Consider the following 22,640-nt stretch of genomic DNA (forward strand, 5'->3'; position numbering starts at 1 on the left):
ATTTTAACTATTTAAAAAAAATACGAAAACCTCTCATATTTAGAAAAAAGTCAACCGAAAACCCCATAGATCTTCAGTGAGGATGTATGGGGATTTTTAGGCTAAAAGAAATTTTTATTTTACTAACCTGTATACTTTTAAATGTAACATGTGGTCCTTCAAATGATGTAGGAACAAAAGATACTACAGCCCCATATGTTGATTCGGCTGATGTAAAAAAATTGTATTCTCCTACATATGATTTATATAATAGCGCAAAGTCTGTGTATGTTTCATTACGCAACTTAAGTAATAACGTAAATGACAATACTTATATGTTAAGTACTTGCAGATTTAGTAATAGTGAAATGACCTCAGTACAAAATATAACTTCATCACTTACTAGTGATGGCGTTGATAAAATGGCAAAGTTAGTTAGTGATACAAATAATAACTTTGTTTATACATCCAATTCTGGAATTCCAGTATTGTTAAACACTATTATTTATGATGCTCAAATTTATAATCCAGATATTAGAATTTTAAATATGCGAAAGCAACAAATTAGAAATGATTTAAACTATGTGAATCAAACAATTCTTGATGCCATTAATAATATTAATACGATGGTTTCAAATCCAAATGGGAAGTCTGTTTTCTTAGATGGAGATAACGGATTAAGAGTAATTTATAATAAATTAACGGCAGCTATTAATAATTATAAAAATTACTGATTGCTTGTATAATACTTTGTTAAGATTTTTTCTTACTAATCAAAGTATACATTGTAGGAACTACAAACAATGTAAATAAAGTACCAATTGTCAGACCCGATGCAATTACTAATCCAATATTATACCTGCTAGAAGCACCTGCACCACTTGCAATAATTAGCGGTATAACACCTAATACCATTGCCGCTGTTGTCATTAATATTGGCCTTAATCTAACAGATGCAGCTTTTTGTATGGCTGTTTCTAAGTCAATTTTATCTTTATGTTGTAATTCATTTGCAAACTCAACCATAAGAATACCGTGTTTTGTAATTAAGCCAATAAGAGTAATCAAACCAATTTCTGTATAAATATTTATAGTAGCAAGACCAATATTTAACGGTATTAATGCACCACAAATAGCCATAGGAACACTAAACATGATAACTAAGGGGTCTCTAAAACTTTCAAATTGTGCTGCTAAAACAAGAAATATAACGACTAAAGCGAATGCAAATGTTCCTAGTAATGCATTTCCTTCTTGTTGCTCGGTACGAGAGTCACCCGAGAAATCATAGGACATCCCTCTTGGCATTAACTTTTCAGCTTCTGCTTTTAAGTAATTAAGGCCAGTTGTTGTTGTTTGAGTAGGCATCATAACGGCAGATAATGTTGCAGAATTTAACTGTTGAAATTGATTCAATGAACTTGGTTCAGATGTCACCTGATAAGTCACAAAGTTAGATAAAGGAACAAGATTTCCTGAACTATTTCTGACATATGTTTTATTTAATTCTTCAGGATTGCTTCTATTAACATCTTTTAATTGAGGTATAACTTGATAACTTCTGCCATTCATATTGTATAAATTTGTATATGCACCACTTAGCATTGTAGCAAGAGAATTACCAATTGTTTGCATTGTAATACCCATTTCGGTGGCTTTATTCTTATCAATTTTAATATTTAACTGTGGAGATTCAAAACTTAAATCACTATCTACAACTATAAATAAACCGCTTTTTCTAGCTTTTGCTTTTAAATCTTCCATTACAGAATATAGAAATTTATAATCATCTGTTGTTTTTAACACAAATTGCACTGGCATCCCACTTGCTCCAGTAGGTAAATCAGGCATAGAAAATATAAATGATTTCACACCTGCAATTTGGTTGAGATCTTTTTGAATGATTTCTTGTAACTTCATGGCAGTGCGTTTTCTATCACCCCAAGGTTTAAATATAAGTCCTGAGAAAGCCGCATTTTCACTACCCATACCATTTACATTAAAATTAGCGGCACGTTCATTATATTTTTGCAAAATATTATCAATTTCTTTGGTATAACGTTCCAAATAACGAACATTGGCGTATTGCGGAGCTGTAGAAAAGATTGCTAAAAATCCTTGATCTTCTTTAGGTGCAAGCTCTTTTGGTGTCAATAAAAATAAGAAAAAGACACTTACTAATACAACAGAGCCAAAGAAAACAACTACAGGTTTAGTTTGTAAAACCGAATGCAAAAGATTTTCATATTTTTTTTGTAACTGGTTAAATTTCTTATCTATCCATTTTGCAAATCCCTTGTCATTTGTTTCATGAATTAAAATTTTTGAACACATCATTGGTGACAACGTTAATGCAACAACTCCTGATACAACAACTGAAGCTGCGAGTGTCAAAGCAAATTCTTTAAATAATGCGCCTGTTAAACCACCCATTAAACCAATTGGTGCATACACAGCACCTAAAGTAATAGTCATAGTGATAACTGGCATTGCAATTTCTCTAGCTCCAATAAGAGCTGCATCTAGTGGAGATTTTCCTTCTTCAATATGACGTTGGATGTTTTCGACAACAACAATAGCGTCATCAACAACAAGTCCAATTGCTAAAACCATCGCCAAAAGAGTTAGAAGATTAATTGAGTAACCCAAAGCCATCATAAGGGAACAAACGCCTACTAATGATAAAGGAATTGTTACGATAGGTATGCTTACAGAACGAAGTGAGCCTAAAAATAAAAAGATAACAACAATAACGATAATTGTAGCTTCAACTAAAGTTTTTATTACGTCATTAATGGAAGCTGAAATGAACTCGGTTGAATCATAAACGATAAGTTGCTTAAGAGATGGTGGCAAATCTTTTTCAATTTGTGGAATTACTTCACGAATATTTTTTACGACAGTCAGAGGATTTGCTGATGGAACTGGTTGAATTCCTATAAAAACTCCTTTATTTCCATTAAAAGTAACAGAAGAAGAATAACTTTGAGAGCCCAATTCAACTTCAGCCACATCCCGCATTCGGATGAGTTTACCTTTTATTTGTTTTACTACTAAATCTTTAAATTCTTGTTCACTATGTAAATCAGTAGCAGCACTAATATTAGTGATAGTATATTGTCCTTTTAATTGTCCCGCTGCTGATAAATAACTATTTGCGCGTAGTGCTGAACCGACCTCATCGGCTGTTACTCCTAAAGCAGCCATTTTTTCTGGGTTTAACCAAACTCGCATAGCGAAAGGATTTCCCCCTAAAATATCTGCACTAGCTACTCCTGAAACCGATTGCATTTTTGGTTGTACAACCCTTGCAAGCAAATCATAAATTTGCGGTCCAGACATTTTCTCACTAGAGTAACTAATATACAAAGCAGCTAATGTACTTCCTGTTGTCTTTGTTATTACTGGATCATTTGCATCTTTAGGAAGTTGTGCGCGAACCGCATTTACTTTTGCTGAAATATCACCAAATGCAGTTGTAGAATTAAAATTCAATTTTAAGTGAATTTCTATTTTACTCACACCCTGTGAACTGGAAGAATTAATATAATCAATTCCTTCAGCTGATGATACAGAAGTCTGAATTGGTTGAGTAATAAATCCTTGCATTAATTGTGCACTTGCACCTGGATAAGTGGTTAATACGGTAACAACGGTATTTTCAACTTTAGGATATTGTCTAAGATCAAGATTAAATATTGATTTTAAACCAACCATGAAAATTAAAATACTAACGACTGATGCCAACACTGGCCTTTGAATAAATATGTCGGTAAATTTCATTTTCTTCCTCAGCTCACTCAATCTATTAAAGATTGATAGAATTGTTTATGGCTATTTTTGCTCCATCATTTAATTTAAGTTGTCCACTACTGACAACTGTATCGCCTTCTTTTATTCCTTCTATAATTGTTACTAAATTATCTCTTTTTTCCCCAGTTTTCACAAAAACTCTTTTCACTGTTGCTAATTCATCACCTTTATCTGATTTTTGATTTAATAAAGTAACAACAAAAGCTGAATCGCCATACAAGGTATATGTAATTGCTGTTTGCGGTAAAATAATTGAATTTGGGACAATAGGTAAAGCAACTTTTACGCTAATAAACATTCCAGGTAATAATTTATTTTCTGTATTGTCAATTGTAGCTTGGACATGAATTGTTCTTGTAGCTTCATCTACTTTAGAATCAACAGCATTAATTTTCCCTTTAAAATTAATATTTGGGTAAGCATCCACATTTACTATGACTTCTTGATTAATAAATACCTTATTTGTATCTTGCTGTGGAAGTGTGATTTGTGCGTATAAAGCATTAGAAGTTTGTAAACTTGCACAAGCAAAACCAGCTTGAATAAATTGGCCTACGTTAACTTGTTTAATTCCAATTTTTCCACTAAAAGGAGCTCTAATTAATTTTTTTGCAATTAAAGATTTAGCATTTTCATAATTTGCAGTTAATTGTTTTACTTTTGAAGACGAATCATCTACTGCAGATAATGAAGCAGCTCCTTGAGTAAATAATTGTTTTATTCTTTTATCATTTACTTGTGCAAGCTGGAGCTGAGCAACTATATCTTTTAATTGAGCTTGTTCTGATGAGTCATCTAATTGAATTAGTGGTTCTCCTTGTTTTACAAATTTTCCTGAATCAAAGTAAATTGCTTTTACCTGTCCAGCTGTTTCAGCACTAATATCAACACCATTAATTGAACTTAAAGAACCAACAGAATACAGATACGGTTGCCAATTATCAAGTTTGGCTTTTACTACACTAACAACTTGTGGAGGTGGCTCAAATTTAGCAAAAAAGCTTTTAATAAAATATTGGCGTAATCCATACCAACCAAATACACATCCAAACACGATAACCAATGCGATGATAGTTATACTCATTCGTTTTGACATAAAATTCCTCTTTTAAACTTAAAGGACTAGATTTAATTCATAACTGTAATTTTCATTTCGTTCAATAGTATATCAGGAAGGATTCTTCATTTTATAATTTATTAGGGTATAAAATAATTCCAAGCTATTATTATTTTAATATTTTAAAAATTTTTGATAAATTTAAAAGTTAACGAAGAAGTCGACAAAAATTAAACGTCATATTTCAGTCGACTCGTTACTTAATAGTGCGGCGTGAATTAATTTATCTTGTTCAATAAAATGTTGTTTTTCTAATCCTACAGCAGGAGTTGCTCTTCTGCTTCGACCAAAATACATTAATTTAGACTGTATTCCAATCTTCTCTAAAACTTTTTCTAATTCAAACCTGATATATGTCCATGCTCCCATATTTGCAGGCTCTTCTTGAACCCAAGCAACATTTTTTACATTTTTATAATGTGAAAGAATGCTTGTTACTTTTTCTGTATGAAATGGATATAACTGCTCTACTCTAATAACTGCAATAGTGTCTGCTTTGTTTTTAAATTCGTCTTTTTCTAAAGCATCAAATAAGTCAAGAGAAATTTTACCCGTACAGAATAAAACTTTTTCTATTTTCTGAGCTTTAGAAATACGTGGATCATCTAAAATTTCTTCAAAGGTGCCTGAAGCAAGTTCTTCAAGAGTTGTTGCAGCTCTTGGGCTACGCAAAAAGCTTTTAGGTGTCATAATGACAAGAGGTTTTCTAAAATTACGGTGCAATTGTCTTCTTAATGCATGATAAATTTGGGCAGCGTTAGTAAAGTAACAAATTTGCATATTTGCATTTGCACAAAGTTGTAAAAATCTTTCTAAACGGGCGCTTGAATGTTCAGCTCCTTGACCTTCCATTCCATGCGGCAGTAATAAAACTAGACCTTGTGATTGAGCCCATTTTGTTTCACCAGCAGCAATAAATTGATCAATAATAACTTGTGCGCCGTTAGCAAAGTCACCAAATTGCGCTTCCCAAAGAACCAAACCTTTAGCTTGCCTTACCGCGTATCCATATTCATAACCCATGGCAGCTTCTTCAGACAAAAGAGTATTTATAATTTCAACTTTAGCATTTTGCTCAATACATTCTTTTATACTTGTATAGCGTTCGCCTGTTTCAAAATCTACTAAAGTAACATGTCGATGAGAAAATGTTCCTCGTTGCGCGTCTTCTCCTGCAAGACGAATGCTATATCCTTCATTAAGCAATGATGCATAAGCAAGTAATTCAGCCATTCCCCAATCGAGTTTTTTATTCCCTTCAGCCATTTCTTTTCGTTCCGAAACAATAATTCGAGCAAGTTTAGGATTTGGCTTAAAGCTTTCTGGAGTTTGGCAAATTTTTAAAGCTAGTTCTTTAATTTTATTTAAAGAAATTTGAGTTTTAGCAGGTTTTAACATTTCTTTTTCATCGACTAACTTTAACTCTCCTGCTTCTCTTAATGGTGTAAACTGAACAATAGGTAGATGTTCAGCTTTAACTTTATCATAAACTTTGTTCATGTCAGAACGATAGTTGTTATATATTTCTTTTAATTCATCAGAATTAAAATTGTATTTATCAACAAGATATTGCGCATATTCTTCATATGGAGCTGGCTTGTCTTTAATAATTTTATACATTAAAGGTTGGGTAAATGAAGGTTCATCTGTTTCGTTATGCCCATGTCTTCTAAAACAAACCAAATCTATATAAAAATCTTTTTTAAATTTAAATCTATAATTAGCAGCAAGCACCATGACATTATGTAATGCATCTAAGTTATCGGCATTAACATGAAAAACAGGAGATCCAGTTACTTTAGCGACGTCTGTGCAATAAGTTGATGAGCGTGAATCTGAAGGGTCAGTTGTAAAACCAACTTGATTGTTTGCAATAATATGAACGGTTCCACCAACGGTATAACCTTGAAGTGTCATCATTTGAATATTTTCAAAAACAATTCCTTGTCCCGAAAATGCGGCATCTCCATGTAATACAATACTAGTTACTTTATCTGAGTCACCATTATGATACATTGCTTGACGTGCTCTAGTATCTCCCATAGCCACACTGCCAACGTATTCTAAATGGCTTGGATTGAATGGCATTGAAACTAAAAGTTTATTTCCACTTCTTGTGGTGCGTTCAGATTCATAACCATAATGATATTTAACATCACAATCGCCATGCAATTCAGGATTAGGATATCCTTCAAATTCACTGAATAATCTTTCTAATGGTTTACCTATTACATTAACAAGGAAATTTAAACGACCTCGATGTGCAATGGCAATAGTACATTCTTGTGCTCCTAGTTTACCAGCTTCATCTAAAAAGCTTTCAACAGCAGGAAATTGAGCGTCTGCACCTTCAATACTAAAACGTTTTTTGCCAATGTATTTTGTGGCGATTGTTTTTTCAAGGGAATCTGATTTCGCTAATTCATGATAAATTGCAGTCTGAGTTTCTTTTGCGATGGGCTTATAAATTTGGGCAAATTGATCTTGGAGCCAAGTTCTTTCTTCATTGCTTTCAATATGCTCAATTTCTGCACCAACAGTTCCAGCATATCTAGCTTCCAAAACTTTGTGCAATTCAGCAAAAGACATTTTATCAAGACCAATCAGCAATCCAGCCATGGTTGTTTTAGAAAAATCAGATTCTGAAATGCCATAGTTTTCTTTTTTTAGCGTTGGAATTTCAGGGCTACTGACGCTCAAAGGATTTACTTTTGCTTTTAAATGACCAAAACTTTTCCATGCTTGGACATAGGCTGCAACTTTAAATTCAAACTGAATAGCATCTGGACTCACATTTGATGCTACTGAACTTTCTTTTCTTTGCTGATGACTCAAATCAGTTAATAATTCATTAAAATGTGGAACATCATTTGCCAGAGCAGTGGCAGTGCCAAAGCCTTCATGAAATCCTTCAAAGTAAGCTCGCCATTCAATTCCAACTGAGTTGGGGTCGGAAGAATATCGCGAAAACATTTCCTCTACATAACCAGCATTATTTTGAAAAACAGAATTAAAATTACCACTCATATTTGCCACAAGTCCTTATCAGGAAGTAAATCGAAATGCAGACAGACGCACCACATCTAAAATTGTGTTATCACAACTTCGGATTTAGTTGCAGAGACTATCAAAATTAATCGGGTATAAACAATTTTTCTTCATCAGAATCGTAGATAATCAAGTTAGCGTAACGACACCATTTTAATAGAGTCTGAAATTGCACATCATGATCTTCAAAAGGGAGCATCATAACTATTTGTTCAATAGCAATATCAGCTTCGAGCCCTTCTTCACCACTATTTTTTACTAACTCATAGATAGAATACACAACTGGCAATTTTAAAATTGCAGTCCGCATAATTTTACCGCGAGCTTCGGCATCATGTTCTGCAGCAAATTTCCTGCCTTCATCCGTTAAGATGACGCGAATACCTGGCGTGGTAATAAAACCTAATGTCTCTGCAGCTGCCACAGCTGGCAAGACTTGGTCTACGCTCTGCCCCATGTCCTCGCATAGATCATAAAGATCAGTGGTTTCAACTTCCGTACTCAATCTGCTGACTAGACCCTCAACTAAAGTTAAGTTTGTATTTATTAGTGGTTTAACCCTCTTGGATTTATTTAATGAAGACTCTTTCGCTCTTATTTCATCTGGTATTTTATCGTTTGGTAAATTAACAGATTTATTTCTTATATTTTGATCTGATGATCTTTGTTGGAGAATCAGCTCAGGAGTTGAAGTATCAAAATCAACATCCTCTGTTACTTTATCTAGGTGGAGTTGGCCAAAAGCTTTTTCCAGCAATTCTTCTAATTCTTTGTATTCAGGTGAATTAGGCATTCTAGGGCGCGGTAAATTAATTTCAATAGAACGAAAAATTGTACCTGGATTGGATGAAAGGATAAGAATTCTGTCTGCTAACTGTAATGCTTCTTCGAAACGGTGCGTGACTAAAACACAGGCGCGAATTTTTCGTTCTGTTTGCCCCCAAATTCTTACAAGTTCAGCCCTTAAAGATTCACTTGTAAGAGGATCTAAAGCGGAAAAAGGTTCATCCATAAACATAATCATTGGATCTGAAACCATGGCACGAGCTAAACTTACTCTTTGCCGCATACCACCACTCAATTCTCTGGGAAAAGCATCTTCAAATCCTTTTAACCCTACTAATTGTATAATTCTATCAACTCTAATATTTTGTTCTGATTTTGTTAACTTAGGCATTGAAACAGCTATATTTTCGCGAATAGTCATCCAGGGAAATAAAGCAAAATTTTGAAAGACAAATGCACTTAATTGCATATTTTCAGGTGAAGGATTTGCGTAAGTAACTGTTCCTCTATCAGGATTTATTAATCCTGCCATACAACGTAACAATGTAGATTTACCAGAACCAGATAAACCAACTAATGCTAGAAATTCTCCATCATAAATATCGAGATGAATTCCCTCCAAAACAGTAAACATATTTCCACTAGGGCGTCTGTAGTCTTTGCATAAAGATCTAACAGAGAGTACAACTTTCTTTTTAGACATAGCCTAATCCTTAACTCTTTCAGCAAATATTTGCAGAGTTCGCCATAAGGTGCGATTTAAAATGATTAAAGTTACAACAATACAAATGATTGCTGCTATCAATTTTTGATAATTGCCTTGTGCTGATGCACTTGCGAGTTCTGCTCCTATCCCAAATGAATGCATGGATCCCCCAGGAAACTCAACAACTTCAGCTACCATACTGGCGTTCCAAGCTCCTCCAGCGGCAGTGATCCAACCTGTAGCCAAAGAAGGTAAAATAGCTGGAAAATATAATTTACTAAAGCGATGCCATAAAGAAAATTTATAAATTTGGGTAACAAATTTTAAATCAGCAGAGATTCGTGAAGCTCCTCCAATTACATTAAATAAGATATACCATTGGCATCCAACACACATTAATAAAGTTGCATTAATAAAAGGAGGGATATTTCCAAAACTTAAACCTAGAGTAATTAATGGAAATAAAACAGGTGCTGGAAATGCTGCTAAGTTTTGGATAATCGGTTGAAAGAATGTTTCCAAACGTGGGTTTAGACCAAGCCAAAGACCAACTGGTATAGTCCATATAGAGCTTATAATGAGAACAAGAAGAACTTTTATTCCTGTAAAAAAAACAGCGTTCATTAGGTTAAACCAATCTTTGCTGGAAAGGGAGGCTAAAGTCTGGCCAAAAGAAGGTAGTTTAGGTAACAAAGTAAAAACAAGACCACCGATGGCAAAAGTTACAAGTAGAGATAGGACAGAAGAACGACGAATTTTATTTACATTTTCATCAGAAAACCAATTTTTAGGGCTGATAACAGTTCCCCATTTATCAATATTATCAATCAAGTATTTTCGAGTAGCTCCTGATTCATTAATATTGGATTTTGGAAATAAAAATAAAATACTTTTTTTGAAAAAGTTTGATATTATTTCAGGGATACTTGTTTGTCTAATTAAATTTAGAAACCAATTATCATCTTGAATTCCTTTTCCATCATCACTATCTCTATAACGTGAAACCCAAGCAATTAAAGGTTTCCATAAAAAAATATCAGTACTTACAATAATAATTAATAAGGTAACAAGTGCAATTGAAAAGTTAATATAATTACCTGTTGCAAATGTTTCTGCTATGTAACTACCTAAACCAGGTAAGCGAAAATCTTTGTTTCCTAATGTAAAAGCTTCACAAGTTGTTAAGAAAAACCAGCCTCCAGCCATGGACATCATTCCGTTATAAATCAATGGACGGTACCCATTAGGGAAATCGACAAAGAAAAACTTTTGTAATTTTGTAAGTTGATAAATTTTTGCAACTTCTTTAAATTCAGGCTGTAATGTTCTTTGGGATTCATAATAAGCAAAGGCTAAATTCCATACTTGTCCAGTAAATATAGTTAAAATACAAGCAAATTCTAAGCCCCAACGACTTCCTTGAAAAATAGAAATTAAAGCCAGTACAAATCCTGGTAAAAAAGCCACTACTGGGAGACTTTGGAGAACATCAAGTAGTGGAATCATTATTTTTTCAAGGGATTTATTATTTGCAGCAATTGTTCCATAAATAACTGCAAAAATATAACTTAATATTAATGCTATTAAGCTTCGGACAAAGGAAAGAAGTGAATAACTAGGGAGTGATGAGATAGAAGTGTTAATATCGACCTTTTCTAAGTAGGGTGAGTTTCCCGAACTAAAAAAATCGGCAAAACCCATTCCCAGAACAATGACAATTACAATCACGGCAATATCTGCTCTTAAAAAAGCACCTCGGGTTGCTTGCACTTTGGCAAATTGTGTCATGCTCACCTCTTAACTTTAACTGGAATGAGATTAAAATCTCATTTTTTGGTAACTCCAACTGTAAAGCATAATGAGATATAGAATTGCAAGACACTAAGTGACATTATTTAAGCAATCGATTTGAATCTTTTGCTAATGTATAAATGTGCGATGGTAAAGTTTCAATAACAAATCCATTTTCATCGCGCATAGGATATTGGGGGAAGAGGATATAACCATCTTGAGGGGCATAAAAATCTTGTCCTTGTTTAAATTCACCTATAAGTTGTCCATTTGTTACCTTTTCTAAATTAATAAATTCCTTTACTAATTTAGATTGCTTGGTTTTGAACTTTTCAGAGTATATCATTTGCAGAATTTTTAACTCATTTTTTTTTCTAGCTAAATTTTGGATATGTCTTTTTTTCAAATGAACTAAATCCATTAACTGCATACTATTTATGATTGCTTGTTTGCAGGTATTTGTTGCATTTGTAAAAAAACCTTGCTGTCCCAACTCTAAAGTAATCCCAGGCTTATTTAGTGTTCTAACATACTCATCGGAGCACATTCCTTCAGATGAGTATGGAGTATTTGCTCTGCGTGTCACAAAAATTTTACAACATCCAATTGCTCTAGCCCATGAATAACTTATGCTATGCATGGCAAAAATATAAAAAGGTTCCAAACACGGTTTGTTTGTTTGATGAAAATCAAGAAATAAGTCACAAGTATTAAGTAACTTTTTTATTTCTTCTGCTCTTTGTTTTTCATATGATTTTATTTTATTTTCTGAGAAAGAAAAAGATCTATTCAAGTCCTCCTCTAAAAACCGTTTATTTTCAATTGATGCTCTTTTATTCCCTAAAAAAAAGGAAATTTTACCTCCGTAGCTTATTTTTTTATCTACTAAATTCTGAATGATTTGCAGAATTCCTGGTAAAGATCCTACTTCGTTTCCATGTACTAAACCACCGATTACGATATGACCCTTATGTTTATTAAAATCTAAATGTATAGAGTCACTTATAATACCTTTGGATTTGTTCTCTAATTTTGCGAATGTTTCAAGATGTTGTGCTAGCATAAGCAACCTTAAGTCTTTATTTACTGATTTCATTATGTTATAAAAATAAGAATTGTCAAAGCCAATTTTTTTTGCTTCTATGGAGTGAATAAAATTAAGGTTATTAGTTTTATTAAGTTGACTTCTACGTATTGGAATTTATATGGCTGGTTATTTATTACGTGGTTTTAGATTTGTTCTTTTGTTTCTTTTATTTTTTATCTTAAGTTTTTTGTTGTTCTTTGTCTTCATTTTTAGATTTAGAAATAAAAATAATAATGTTATTTTTGGTAGAATATTTTCTTATATATCAGCAAGTCTTTTACAAATAAAAATAATTGTCAAAGAAAAATATAAAATGACTAGTGATACCCCAAAAGTGATAATAGCAAATCATCAATCTTATTTTGATGCTATCATTTTTGGTCGTATTATCTCTTACAATACATTAATTATTGGAAAAAAATCATTAGTTTGGATTCCAATTTTTGGTTGGATATTTTATTTGGCAGGAAATCTTTTTTTAAATAGAAGAAATCATCAAAAAGCTATGAATACTATGAAAAATGTGGATGAAGCTTTACAAACAGGATCTTCATTATGGATTTTTCCAGAAGGAACTAGAAGTCATAGTTTAGGATTAAAACCTTTTAAAAAAGGTGCTTTTTATGCTGCGATTCAAAATCAAGTACCAGTCCAAATCGTCGCAGTAAGTAATCTAAAATTTGCTTTGGATTATAAAAAATGGAAAGCAGGAACAGTTTTGGCTGAAATAATGGATCCTATTGAAACTAAGGGATATTCTTTGGATAATGTGGAAGATTTTATTCAAAAAGCATATCAATTAATGAAAGAAAAAATAGAGCAGCTTGATAATGAAATAAAGCATATTCAATTGGAATCTTTATCAGGAAATTTGTTAAAAGAAAATTTTAAGTAGCAAAGAAAAATCTGATTCTGGTAGCTCTTCGTACCCTATGGGGTTGCAAAACATTTGTTTTGTTTTTTGATTTTCATATTTTGCGTCACAAAATTCAATTCCATTGTTTAGGCTTGAAAAAACAATTGGTTTATATGTACAAGATTGAATTAAAGCAATTGTCACTACTATAATGAAAAATATTTTTGTTTTGCTATACATTCTAAACCTCAAGTAAATTCCTTTTATTAGTAGCAAAGAGTGTACCGATATTTATCTATTTGATTTTATTGTGTTAAAATTGGTAAAAAAGATTAAAATGTTTAAAATTTAGTCAAATCGTCTAATTTTTAGGCAAAAAAAAGGGCTGAAGATGATTACTTCAACCCTTTTTTTTATTTAGGTAATAATACTAGCGAATGATAATACCTTTTTTTGCACAATAAGCTTCAATACCGATTTTGTTTACAGTACGAAGAGCGCTCGTGCTTAAGCGAACTTTAACAAATTTACCTAAACTTGGGGCAAAAATGCTTTTTTCTTGTAAATTAGGAAGAAGGCGAACTTTAGTTCTGTTTTTAGCGTGAGATACGCGATTTCCAACTAGTCCACTTTTACCAGATAATTCACATACACGTGACATAATTTTAATTCCTCCAAATCATATTCAAAAATGAACAGCAATTGCTTCAGCTTTAAAGAGTCTGCCTGTTGCCGTAAGTTTAAAGGCCATAGCAGTATTTTGCCTAAGATGCAAGAAATAAGAGTCTTTGCAATTAAGAATCTTTTAGATATTGACATATTCGATTTGCTGGCCATATTCGCAAAGAGAATGAACATAAATTCCTTTGGCCATATTTGTCGAGGGCGTTAAGAGGGTATCATGGAAGACAAAAAAAATAGCAAAATTTCTAAAACCAGTGATGTTAAAGTTGATGAACAAAATGACTCTCTTAGTGAGGACTCAGCTCAACTCCCTGTGGTTATTAATAAAAAAATTAAAGTATTGGCAAAAAAGCCAAAGGAAACTGAAGAAAAACAGCCTGAAGTTAAAGAAGGCTTAAAAACCTTAAAAATAGTTCCTGTTAAAAATACTGTTCTTTTTCCGCATAATGTTCTTCCTTTTACCGCTGGCAAAGAGTGGACTAGTGAGTCTGTAGACAGAGCTATCAGGATTGGTGGAAGAATTGGTATTCTTGCGCAAAAAAACTCTGGATCAGAGTCTGTTGTACCAGAAGATTTATATGAAGTTGGCACAGAAGCTAAGATACTAAAAGTAATGAAGTTTCCTGATAACTCCTATGGAGCTGTCGTTCAGGGAGTGAAGCGTTTCAAAATAGTAAATTATATAAACTCTGAGGCGGATCATTTGGCTGCAGAAGTAGAGTATCTTGATGTTGATCAGTCAAATCCTGATGAAGAGACTACGATAGAAGTTGTCGCTCTTGGAAAGGCTATGAAACAACTTGTGCAAAAAGCAATTAGTCTTTCTCCAAACATTCCAAATGAAGCAAATTTATTTATTGAAAATGTTCAAGATGCTGCATATCTTGCAAATTTAATTATTCCTTATTTAAGTATGGATTTTAAAAGTAAACAAGAATTACTTGAAACAGAAAATCTAGAAATTCGTCTTAGACAAATTCATGCCCTTCTCATAAGAGAAATAGAAGTTTTAGAAATATCGCAAAAAATTAACTCTGAAGTAAAATCTGAAATGGGTAAACAACAGAGAAAATATTTTTTGAAAGAGCAAATAAAACTACTGCAAAAAGAATTAGGTGAAATGGATGGAAAAGCGGGTGGATTAAATTCAAATGACCCTGCTGATTTAGTTGAAAAAATTCAAAAAAGTAAAATGCCTGATGATACAAAAGAAATTGCATTGCGCGAAGTTGAAAGAATGAACATGATGCAACCTGGTTCACCAGAGTATATGGTCAGTCATACATATGTTTCTTGGCTTTTAGATATCCCATGGCAAACTTTTTCTGAAAGTGAAATAAACATAGAAAATGCAAAACAAGTTTTAGATAAAGATCACTATGGATTAGAGAAAGTAAAAAAACGGATTCTAGAATATTTAGCTGTTTGTGCTCTAAAAGATTCATTAAAAGGCCCTATATTATTATTTGTTGGTCCTCCAGGTGTGGGTAAAACAAGTTTAGGAAAATCTATTGCTAAAGCCTTAAATAGAAAATTTGTAAGAATTGCATTAGGTGGTGTTAGAGATGAAGCTGAAATAAGAGGACATCGTCGTACATATATTGGCAGTATGCCAGGTAAAATAGCCGATGCTTTAAAAAAATCAGGCACAATGAATCCAGTCATATTATTTGATGAAATAGATAAGCTTGCAGCAGATGGAAGAGGAGATCCTTCAAGTGCATTGCTTGAGGTTCTAGATCCTGAACAAAATAATGTATTTATGGATCATTATTTAAATGTTCCTTTAGATTTAAGTAAAGTTTTCTTTATAGCAACTGCAAATCAATTAGGTTCTATCCCTGCACCATTAAGAGATAGAATGGAAATAGTTGATTTAAGTAGTTACACTCTTGATGAAAAAGAACATATTGCATTTGACCATTTATTACCTCAAGTAATTTCTGAACACGGTATGAGTGATTGGCTTAAGTTAGATTTTTCTTCTGAAATTATGCGATCTTTTATTCAAGGTTACACAAGAGAAGCAGGAGTGAGGCAGCTAAAGCGTGAGCTCTCCGCTATTATTAGGGGATTAGCAAAAGAATGTGTAGAAAATGGTTTTAATAAGAGCAAAGAACCTTTTCAGAAAACAATCACTTCTGATTTTATTCGTAAATTAGTGGGACCAACTCCTTTTAATGATAAGAAAAAACCGCATACATTACCTGTTGGTGTTGCTACTGGTTTAGCATGGACGCCAAATGGTGGAGATGTTTTATATATTGAAACTGCAGCAAGCCAACCTGGAAATGGAAAATTTGGATTAACAGGTCAGCTTGGTGATGTCATGAAAGAATCAGTTCATACTGCTTTTGCTTTCATTCGTTCAAATGCAAAAATGTGTGGAATTTCTGCTAAAAATTTAACTAAACAAGATTTGCATGTGCATTTTCCTGAAGGAGCCGTAAAAAAAGATGGACCAAGCGCAGGAGTAGCAACATTTCTTGCTATGGTAAGTTTATTTAAAGGGAAACCTATAGCAGCTGATTTAGCCATGACTGGAGAAATTTCTTTGCGTGGAGATGTTTTGCCTGTAGGTGGTATTAAAGAAAAAGTATTGGCTGCACATAGATATGGAATAAAAAAAGTACTAATACCTATTGATAATCAACATGATCTTGAAGAAATTCCAATAAATATTCTAAATGAGTTAAACATTCAAACTATTGGTAACTTGGATGAAGTTTTACATATTGCTTTTCAGGAAAGTAAGAGACTTAATGCCAAAGCAAAATCAAAAAATAAAGTTACAAGTACGAATAAAAGACTTAATAAGAGTATAAAAAAGCCAACTAAGTAAGGTTAAATTCAGTGAAGCCCATTTATTTAGATCATAATGCGACAAGTCCATCTACAGATGCGCATTTGTCTATCCTTTTCAATAAATTAAAAGATTCTATTGGAAATCCCTCAAGTCCTCATGCCAAGGGGAGAAATGCTTCTGTTTGTCTTACTGAAGCTCGAAAGGCGATAGCTACTTCTTTAAATGCGGATGTAGGTGAAATAATATTTCTATCTGGTGCAACTGAAGCAAATAATATTGCTACAAATGGAGTATTAAAAAACACTAAAGTACCAATCGAATCTCAACATGTAATTACTTCATCTATTGAACATCCTGCAATAAAAGAACCTATTCAATTTTTAAAAAACACACAAAATCTTAAAGTAACAGAAATAGATGTCTCAAAAGAAGGATTTATTCAATTTGAAGATGTCATTAAAAATATAAAACCAGATACAACTCTAATCACCATTATGGCCGCAAATAATGAAATTGGAACAATTCAACCGGTTAAACTAATTGGAGATTATTTGCATTATATGCGTTGGGGAGTATCTTCTTCACAGTCCGATAAAGATTCTTTTGATTTATTGACATCTAAGTACTTAAATTCCAATGTTTCAAAAGAGCACCTCCAGAAATTACATTTTCATATTGATGCAGTGCAAGCGTATGGAAAAATAGAATTAGACAATTGGTTATCGTCAGGTCATGACTCTGTTGCAATTTCAGGTCACAAAGTAGGAAGTCTACAAGGAATTGGAGCGCTTTTTTTAAGACGGGGAAGAAAATATTTACCTTTAATTTTGGGTGGCGCTCAAGAAAAAAATAGACGTGCAGGGACTGAAAACTTGCCTGGAATTATTAGTTTTGGCTTAATTGCAAAAGATTTATATACAGAGCAATGGATAAAAGAAAAAAATTATATCATAAATTTGCGAGATACTTTTCTTAAGGAACTTTCTCAACTATCAAATATTGAATTAAATACACCAAATCAAATGATATTACCTAATACAATCAATTTTTCAGTTCAAGGAAAAAAATTAAAAGGTGAAGATTTGTTGGTTGAATTAGATTTGCAAGGAGTATGTGCAAGTTCAGGATCTGCTTGCAGTAGTGGGGCAAATTTACCTTCAAAAGTAATTTTGGCATTAGGAAAAGAATCTGTTCTAGCAAAAAATTCTATTAGAATTTCTTTATCACATTCGAATACAAAAGAAGAAATTGAAAAAACTATTTCAATTATTAAAAACTATTTGAATAATTAATATAATATTAATTATTAATTAATATTTGTTCTATTTTTTCTAAAGCTAGTTTAAACTTATTAGGTTCAATTCCTAAACCTAAACGAAAACCAAAACCTTTGTTAATTAATGAAAAATCTTTATCCTCCAAAATGATTTTTTCTTGAAAATTAAATCTACCAAATTCCATAGAGGGTAAAGGTAACACAAAAATTCCATTACTTAAAAGCAATTCCATTTTTTGATTTAATTCATTTTCATGTCTGATATTTTTTAATCCTAAAACAGTAACTAAACCACCTTCTGGAGACATTCCATACACAGTTTTTGATTGTAAAAGAAATTGCTTTAATATTTGTTTATTTATTAGCCACTCACTTTTAATGTTATTAAATAATAAACTATTCTGATTCAATAAAATTTTATAAGATAGCCATTCAGAAAAAGGATTGACAGTGTGTGTAGTGTAATTTTTTTCATTTTGAATGGAATCTAATGCTTGTTTGTTACCTATACACCATCCAATCCTTAATCCAGGGCATCCAAAACATTTAATATATGAACCCGTTATAAAAATATTTTTCTCGTTATTGTAGAGACTTCTGCCAAGTACATTCTTTTCTGAAGATAAAAATCTATAATGTTCATCACCAATTAAGGCACAATTATTTTTACTAGAATATTCAACTATTATATCTAAAACTTCATCTGAAAATATTAAGCCACTAGGATTATGCGGATTGTTAATTACTATGCAATCAGGTTTTTCTTGATTTAAAATTACAATCCATTCATTGATATCTAAAAAAGGTATGCCTTCTTGATTATAGCGAATGGGTAAAGGAAGAATTTCAGCACCCATTGCTGCAGGAATTTCATATAAAAGTTGAAATGCTGGAATAGGAATAGCCACTTTTTTAGGGCTTAAATAACGAAATAATAAAAATAAGGCCTCGCTTGTCCCTGTTGTGATTAAAATATTTTCTGGTGTAGCTCCATTATGCATGTCAGCAATCAATTTTCTTAAATCTTCTCGACCTCTATTAGGGCTGTCAGATAAGAGTAAATTCATAATTTCTGCAAAAGAGCTATTTTCTAAATAACCACTTTGCTCTAAAAGCTCTTTGACAGTGCGTGCTCTTCCACCCGATTCACCCATATTGAAAAGGGCTTTATTTCGAAAAGACTCTAACCAGTCTTCCATAAAAAAAGGCCTTAGTGCTTTCATCTTTATTTCCCTCTAATCTTGACTTCAATATCATGCCAGTCGCATTATAATTACCGAATGTGTGGTCACTATTTTAATAAGGGTGTCTTTTGTGAAATTTCTTTTTTCTAGACTTGGGCTTAAAAAAACAGGAACAAGTTTTTTTTACTATATTATATTTGGATTTTTGTATACAGGTTGTGTGCATAATCAAGCAGATGTTCTTACACCAAAAAATATGTATGAAGATGAAAACTATCAACCAATTTTAACAAAATGGAGTAAAAGTACAAATATTTATAAGAATTTAGAATTAAAATTTAAGATAACTGCTGTTCTCATATCTCCAGAAATGGAAGATGCTTATAAAGGTAGAATTGAATATATTTATGGCCCAAAAGCAAAAATTGATGAAAAAATACTTGTCAAAAAAGATACAATCGCTGTAGTTCTCGATTTCTTTTCAAAACCGGACAATTTTTTTGAATTAAACGACGAAGGACTGTGGAAAATTTCTTTAAAAATAAATGATGTTATAGTCCCAGCACATGAAATTCAACCTTATCGAAGAAAAGAAGGTCTCAAGCCATTCTTTCCTCTGAGTTCTTATTGGAGTAGGCATTACATTGTGTTATTTAAATTTCCTTATGAAGCTTTAAAAGGCTCGGAAGTAAAAGATTTATTTTTAAATGAGAAAAAAGAAAGCATTGAATCATCTAGTAATTCAGAAAATAAAATCACCTTATCAATGCATTCTGAGGAAGCTCAGATAAAATTTTCCTGGGATAATTAGGTAATTAATTTGTTTTGAAAGGTTATATTTTGGAAGCATTTCAAGAAAATGAAGATGGATTTAATCCAGACCAAAGCTCTCCTAAATTATGGGAAATAGCAAATACTTTTAGAGATTTAGTTTGTTGTGAGTTAAGAAATTTAGAACCTTACGAAAGAACTTCGTTGAAAGGTGATTATTTATTTAAAATAGATTCATTACCTAGATTTATTGTTATGGTAGATGAAGAAGCCTCATGGTCTGTTAGTATTGAAAAAAATAGAAGCAGTTCTGAATATAAATTTACATCTGATTTAGCTTGTCCTTGGTTAATAACTGATGAAAATTTATTAAATGTTATTGAAGGTTCATCTAGAACAACTATCTTAACAGACTCTGTTACGTTATATAAAATATTAACAGGAACTTTAAAGGCTCATAAAGCTTTTATTACTGGAAAAGTTACTATCGCAGGTGATCTAGCTGCTTTTTTAAAAATGGTTTCCTTGTTAAAAAAAGGTGGAGTTAAATCAAAATATGAATCAACTTTCCAATCATAATCAAACCGTTTTAATTACGGGAGCATCAAGTGGCATTGGCCTTGATTTTGCACATATCTTTGCAAAAGAAGGATACAATCTTGTTTTAGTTGCAAGAAGTGCTGATAAACTTGAACATTTAGCACAAGAAATTATTAAAAATTATTCGGTAGATTGTAAAGTAATTCCTTGTGATCTAGCAAAACCCAATGCAGCGAAAGAAGTTCTAAATAAAACAAAATCACTAGGGAAAAAAATTGATATTTTAATTAATAATGCTGGATTTGGTGTTTTAGGAAATTTTAATGAAATTAATTCAAAATTACAAGCCGAGATGATTCATGTAAATATTACAGCACTTACAGAGTTAACTCATTGCTATTTGAATGAAATGCTTTTAAATGGCGGCGGAAAAATTCTTAATGTGGCTTCTACTGCTGCATTTCAACCCGGTCCATTTATGTCAGTTTATTATGCTACTAAAGCATATGTACTCTCTTTCAGCGAAGCTCTTGCAAATGAATTAAAAGAGACAAATGTACAAATATCAGTTCTCTGCCCTGGCCCAACCTTGACAGGATTCCAAGCCACAGCTAAAATTGATGACTCTTCAAAAATATTTAATTCGAAAATAGCTGCTGATTCACAAACTGTTGCGCAAGCAGGATTTACTGGATTGATGAATAATGATGTCCTAATTATCCCAGGTGTTATGAATAAAATTGGTGTTTGTTCTGTAAAATTTTTACCTAGAAAATTAGTTACAAATATCACAAGATGGTTACAAGAAAAAAAATAAAATTTATCTTCTTAGTTTTTCTTTTTCTTCTAAGCTTAATTGAAATCTTGTCCGAGGAAGTTTTATATCTTGAATTGTAGGTAAAGGAATTGATTCAAAATCTGATTTTACTCTTTTTCCAAAATCATACACTTCTGCAGCATTTTTTGATTTTGGAAAAGGACTTCTCTCGTCGATGTTTAATTTGTTTTTTTGTTGCTTATTAACTGTGTTGGTCTGTTCTGCTTTTGCATTTACTTGGCCAAATAGTTCTTGAGTTTTGGCTCTTAATTTTAAGGTCATTTCAAATAAATCTACTACTCTTTCTGAAATTTTATCAATACTTTCTTCCGTTAGAAGCAATCCAAAACGTCCTTCAACGGCACTTTCTTGAATGATTTCTCTAATGGCTTGAGTTGTGGCAATTCTAAAAATTTGACTCATAAGTTTTCCTTTGATTATACAAGAGTTCTAATGAGTATTATAGCGATTTTTTGGGGTAAAAGAGTTGCCAAATTTTTAATTAACTAAGAAAAATATACCTGTTAATTTTTTCAAGGAGTGAATATGCCAGAACTTGCTGAAGTACAGAACTTTGTAAACTCAATCAATGCAAATTTTTTAGGATTAACTGTAAATAATATTAAGTTTCATCGGGAAAACTTAAGATATCCTTTTGATCTAGAACAGCTAAACAATGTTTTTGCCAAAGGAAGCAGTTTCAAGAAAGTGTTTCGAGAAGGCAAGCAGCTTGTCATTGAAACGACTCAAGGTGCAGTTAACATAAGTTTAGGAATGTCTGGCGCATTTAAAGCGATTGAAAATAATAGTAAGAAAATTGAAAAGCATCAGCATGTTTCCATTTATTTTAGCAATGGCTCAGGGCTAGCATACATTGATCCTAGGCGATTTGGATTTTGGAAAATTCGTGATGCAAAAATGGATCAAGGAAATGCAATTTGTGACCCACTGGATGAAAGAGCATTAAATGTTGTTTTCCAAGATTCATCGATAACAGTAAAAAATAGATCCATTAAAGAAATGTTAATGGATCAAAAAATAATTGGTGGTATTGGCAATATTTATGCACTAGAAGCTCTTTTTTTGGCTAGAATTTCACCTTTTCGTTCCTGCTCTTCGATAGGTCAAAAAGAATGGAAAATTCTAGCCAATCAGATTCCATTAATGTTAGAGAAGGCCATAGCATTTGGTGGTTCTAGCATAGCCTCTTATCGTAGCTTTTCAGGCAATAAAGGTAATTTTCAGGAACTGCATCAAGTATATGGTCGTGAAGGACAAAAGTGCTTAAGATCTAAATGCAGTGGGCTGATTGCAAGACTTCCACAAGGTGGAAGAAGTTCTTGGTATTGTCCAAACTGTCAAAAATAATTTGAGGGTTA

General features: G+C 32.3%; 18 protein-coding genes. 8 read left to right on the top strand and 10 right to left on the bottom strand.

Annotated elements, in window-relative coordinates; translation table 11 throughout:
• Positions 1-86: 86 nt before the first annotated feature.
• A complete protein-coding gene (locus GOY08_RS04775; protein WP_158997644.1) occupies positions 87-713 on the top strand; it encodes a hypothetical protein in 627 nt (208 codons plus the stop codon).
• A gap of 19 nt (positions 714-732) precedes the next feature.
• On the opposite strand, the gene GOY08_RS04780 is transcribed toward GOY08_RS04775, so the two are convergent.
• From GOY08_RS04780 to GOY08_RS04805, 6 genes are all read right to left on the bottom strand, one after another.
• A complete protein-coding gene (locus GOY08_RS04780; RefSeq protein WP_158997645.1) occupies positions 733-3,762 on the bottom strand; it encodes an efflux RND transporter permease subunit in 3,030 nt (1,009 codons plus the stop codon).
• A gap of 25 nt (positions 3,763-3,787) precedes the next feature.
• Entirely contained in the window at positions 3,788-4,888 is a 1,101-nt protein-coding gene (locus GOY08_RS04785; protein WP_158997646.1) for an efflux RND transporter periplasmic adaptor subunit, read from the bottom strand.
• A gap of 198 nt (positions 4,889-5,086) precedes the next feature.
• Entirely contained in the window at positions 5,087-7,936 is a 2,850-nt protein-coding gene (locus GOY08_RS04790; protein WP_158997647.1) for a 2-oxoglutarate dehydrogenase E1 component, read from the bottom strand.
• A gap of 106 nt (positions 7,937-8,042) precedes the next feature.
• Complete coding sequence (locus GOY08_RS04795) at positions 8,043-9,446, bottom strand: ABC transporter ATP-binding protein (protein WP_158997648.1); 1,404 nt, start codon at positions 9,444-9,446, stop codon at positions 8,043-8,045.
• Positions 9,447-9,449: 3 nt separating this feature from the next.
• On the bottom strand, positions 9,450-11,237 hold the full coding sequence (locus GOY08_RS04800) for an ABC transporter permease subunit (RefSeq protein ID WP_158997650.1): 1,788 nt from the start codon (positions 11,235-11,237) through the stop codon (positions 9,450-9,452).
• A 103-nt stretch (positions 11,238-11,340) separates the two neighbouring features.
• The gene (locus GOY08_RS04805; protein ID WP_158997652.1) at positions 11,341-12,303 is read right to left on the bottom strand and encodes a succinylglutamate desuccinylase/aspartoacylase domain-containing protein; all 963 of its coding nucleotides are present in this window, start codon (positions 12,301-12,303) and stop codon (positions 11,341-11,343) included.
• A 142-nt stretch (positions 12,304-12,445) separates the two neighbouring features.
• Here GOY08_RS04805 and GOY08_RS04810 point away from each other — a divergent pair, with 142 nt between their 5' ends.
• Positions 12,446-13,222 carry a lysophospholipid acyltransferase family protein gene (locus GOY08_RS04810; protein ID WP_158997654.1) on the top strand — a complete coding sequence of 259 codons (777 nt, stop codon included), beginning with the start codon at positions 12,446-12,448 and terminating at the stop codon, positions 13,220-13,222.
• Here the strand turns inward: GOY08_RS04810 and GOY08_RS04815 are convergent.
• Positions 13,202-13,423: a hypothetical protein gene (locus GOY08_RS04815; RefSeq protein ID WP_158997655.1), complete on the bottom strand. Its 222-nt coding sequence runs from the start codon at positions 13,421-13,423 to the stop codon at positions 13,202-13,204. The two genes, GOY08_RS04810 and GOY08_RS04815, sit on opposite strands and share 21 nt — an antisense overlap.
• Before the next feature lie 190 nt (positions 13,424-13,613).
• Positions 13,614-13,844, bottom strand: a complete 231-nt coding sequence (rpmB, locus tag GOY08_RS04820) for a 50S ribosomal protein L28 (RefSeq protein WP_158997657.1) — start codon at positions 13,842-13,844, stop codon at positions 13,614-13,616.
• Positions 13,845-14,084: 240 nt separating this feature from the next.
• Here rpmB and lon point away from each other — a divergent pair, with 240 nt between their 5' ends.
• Both lon and GOY08_RS04830 read left to right on the top strand, forming a co-directional pair.
• Entirely contained in the window at positions 14,085-16,709 is a 2,625-nt protein-coding gene (gene lon, locus GOY08_RS04825) for an endopeptidase La (RefSeq protein WP_158997659.1), read from the top strand.
• Between the two features lie 11 nt (positions 16,710-16,720).
• Positions 16,721-17,965 carry a cysteine desulfurase family protein gene (locus tag GOY08_RS04830; protein ID WP_158997661.1) on the top strand — a complete coding sequence of 415 codons (1,245 nt, stop codon included), beginning with the start codon at positions 16,721-16,723 and terminating at the stop codon, positions 17,963-17,965.
• 7 nt (positions 17,966-17,972) lie between these two features.
• On the opposite strand, the gene GOY08_RS04835 is transcribed toward GOY08_RS04830, so the two are convergent.
• Entirely contained in the window at positions 17,973-19,172 is a 1,200-nt protein-coding gene (locus GOY08_RS04835; protein ID WP_158997663.1) for a pyridoxal phosphate-dependent aminotransferase, read from the bottom strand.
• 91 nt (positions 19,173-19,263) lie between these two features.
• Between GOY08_RS04835 and GOY08_RS04840 the strand changes: the two genes are divergently transcribed.
• The 3 genes from GOY08_RS04840 to GOY08_RS04850 are packed head-to-tail and all read left to right on the top strand — an operon-like array spanning position 19,264 to position 21,261.
• The gene (locus tag GOY08_RS04840) at positions 19,264-19,944 is read left to right on the top strand and encodes a hypothetical protein (RefSeq protein WP_158997665.1); all 681 of its coding nucleotides are present in this window, start codon (positions 19,264-19,266) and stop codon (positions 19,942-19,944) included.
• Between the two features lie 29 nt (positions 19,945-19,973).
• Entirely contained in the window at positions 19,974-20,483 is a 510-nt protein-coding gene (locus GOY08_RS04845) for an SCP2 sterol-binding domain-containing protein (RefSeq protein WP_158997667.1), read from the top strand.
• On the top strand, positions 20,461-21,261 hold the full coding sequence (locus GOY08_RS04850; protein WP_158997669.1) for an SDR family NAD(P)-dependent oxidoreductase: 801 nt from the start codon (positions 20,461-20,463) through the stop codon (positions 21,259-21,261). Before GOY08_RS04845 ends, GOY08_RS04850 begins: the two co-directional genes overlap by 23 nt.
• Before the next feature lie 3 nt (positions 21,262-21,264).
• Here GOY08_RS04850 and GOY08_RS04855 read toward each other — a convergent pair whose 3' ends face one another.
• Complete coding sequence (locus tag GOY08_RS04855; RefSeq protein ID WP_158997671.1) at positions 21,265-21,684, bottom strand: hypothetical protein; 420 nt, start codon at positions 21,682-21,684, stop codon at positions 21,265-21,267.
• 123 nt (positions 21,685-21,807) lie between these two features.
• Here GOY08_RS04855 and mutM point away from each other — a divergent pair, with 123 nt between their 5' ends.
• Entirely contained in the window at positions 21,808-22,629 is an 822-nt protein-coding gene (mutM, locus tag GOY08_RS04860) for a bifunctional DNA-formamidopyrimidine glycosylase/DNA-(apurinic or apyrimidinic site) lyase (protein WP_158997672.1), read from the top strand.
• Positions 22,630-22,640: the final 11 nt, after the last annotated feature.

This window comes from Pigmentibacter ruber (assembly GCF_009792895.1).
Classification (GTDB): Bacteria; Bdellovibrionota_B; Oligoflexia; order Silvanigrellales; family Silvanigrellaceae; genus Silvanigrella; species Silvanigrella rubra.

Coding starts and splice junctions, on each gene's coding strand:
- GOY08_RS04795 (WP_158997648.1), bottom strand. CDS start 9,446: ATGTCTAAAAAGAAAGTTGTACTCTCTGTTAGATCTTTATGCAAAGAC.
- GOY08_RS04775 (WP_158997644.1), top strand. CDS start 87: ATGGGGATTTTTAGGCTAAAAGAAATTTTTATTTTACTAACCTGTATA.
- rpmB (WP_158997657.1), bottom strand. CDS start 13,844: ATGTCACGTGTATGTGAATTATCTGGTAAAAGTGGACTAGTTGGAAAT.
- mutM (WP_158997672.1), top strand. CDS start 21,808: ATGCCAGAACTTGCTGAAGTACAGAACTTTGTAAACTCAATCAATGCA.
- GOY08_RS04780 (WP_158997645.1), bottom strand. CDS start 3,762: ATGAAATTTACCGACATATTTATTCAAAGGCCAGTGTTGGCATCAGTC.
- GOY08_RS04850 (WP_158997669.1), top strand. CDS start 20,461: ATGAATCAACTTTCCAATCATAATCAAACCGTTTTAATTACGGGAGCA.
- GOY08_RS04810 (WP_158997654.1), top strand. CDS start 12,446: ATGGCTGGTTATTTATTACGTGGTTTTAGATTTGTTCTTTTGTTTCTT.
- GOY08_RS04815 (WP_158997655.1), bottom strand. CDS start 13,423: ATGTATAGCAAAACAAAAATATTTTTCATTATAGTAGTGACAATTGCT.
- GOY08_RS04855 (WP_158997671.1), bottom strand. CDS start 21,684: ATGAGTCAAATTTTTAGAATTGCCACAACTCAAGCCATTAGAGAAATC.
- lon (WP_158997659.1), top strand. CDS start 14,085: ATGGAAGACAAAAAAAATAGCAAAATTTCTAAAACCAGTGATGTTAAA.
- GOY08_RS04835 (WP_158997663.1), bottom strand. CDS start 19,172: ATGAAAGCACTAAGGCCTTTTTTTATGGAAGACTGGTTAGAGTCTTTT.
- GOY08_RS04790 (WP_158997647.1), bottom strand. CDS start 7,936: ATGAGTGGTAATTTTAATTCTGTTTTTCAAAATAATGCTGGTTATGTA.
- GOY08_RS04800 (WP_158997650.1), bottom strand. CDS start 11,237: ATGACACAATTTGCCAAAGTGCAAGCAACCCGAGGTGCTTTTTTAAGA.
- GOY08_RS04805 (WP_158997652.1), bottom strand. CDS start 12,303: ATGCTAGCACAACATCTTGAAACATTCGCAAAATTAGAGAACAAATCC.
- GOY08_RS04785 (WP_158997646.1), bottom strand. CDS start 4,888: ATGTCAAAACGAATGAGTATAACTATCATCGCATTGGTTATCGTGTTT.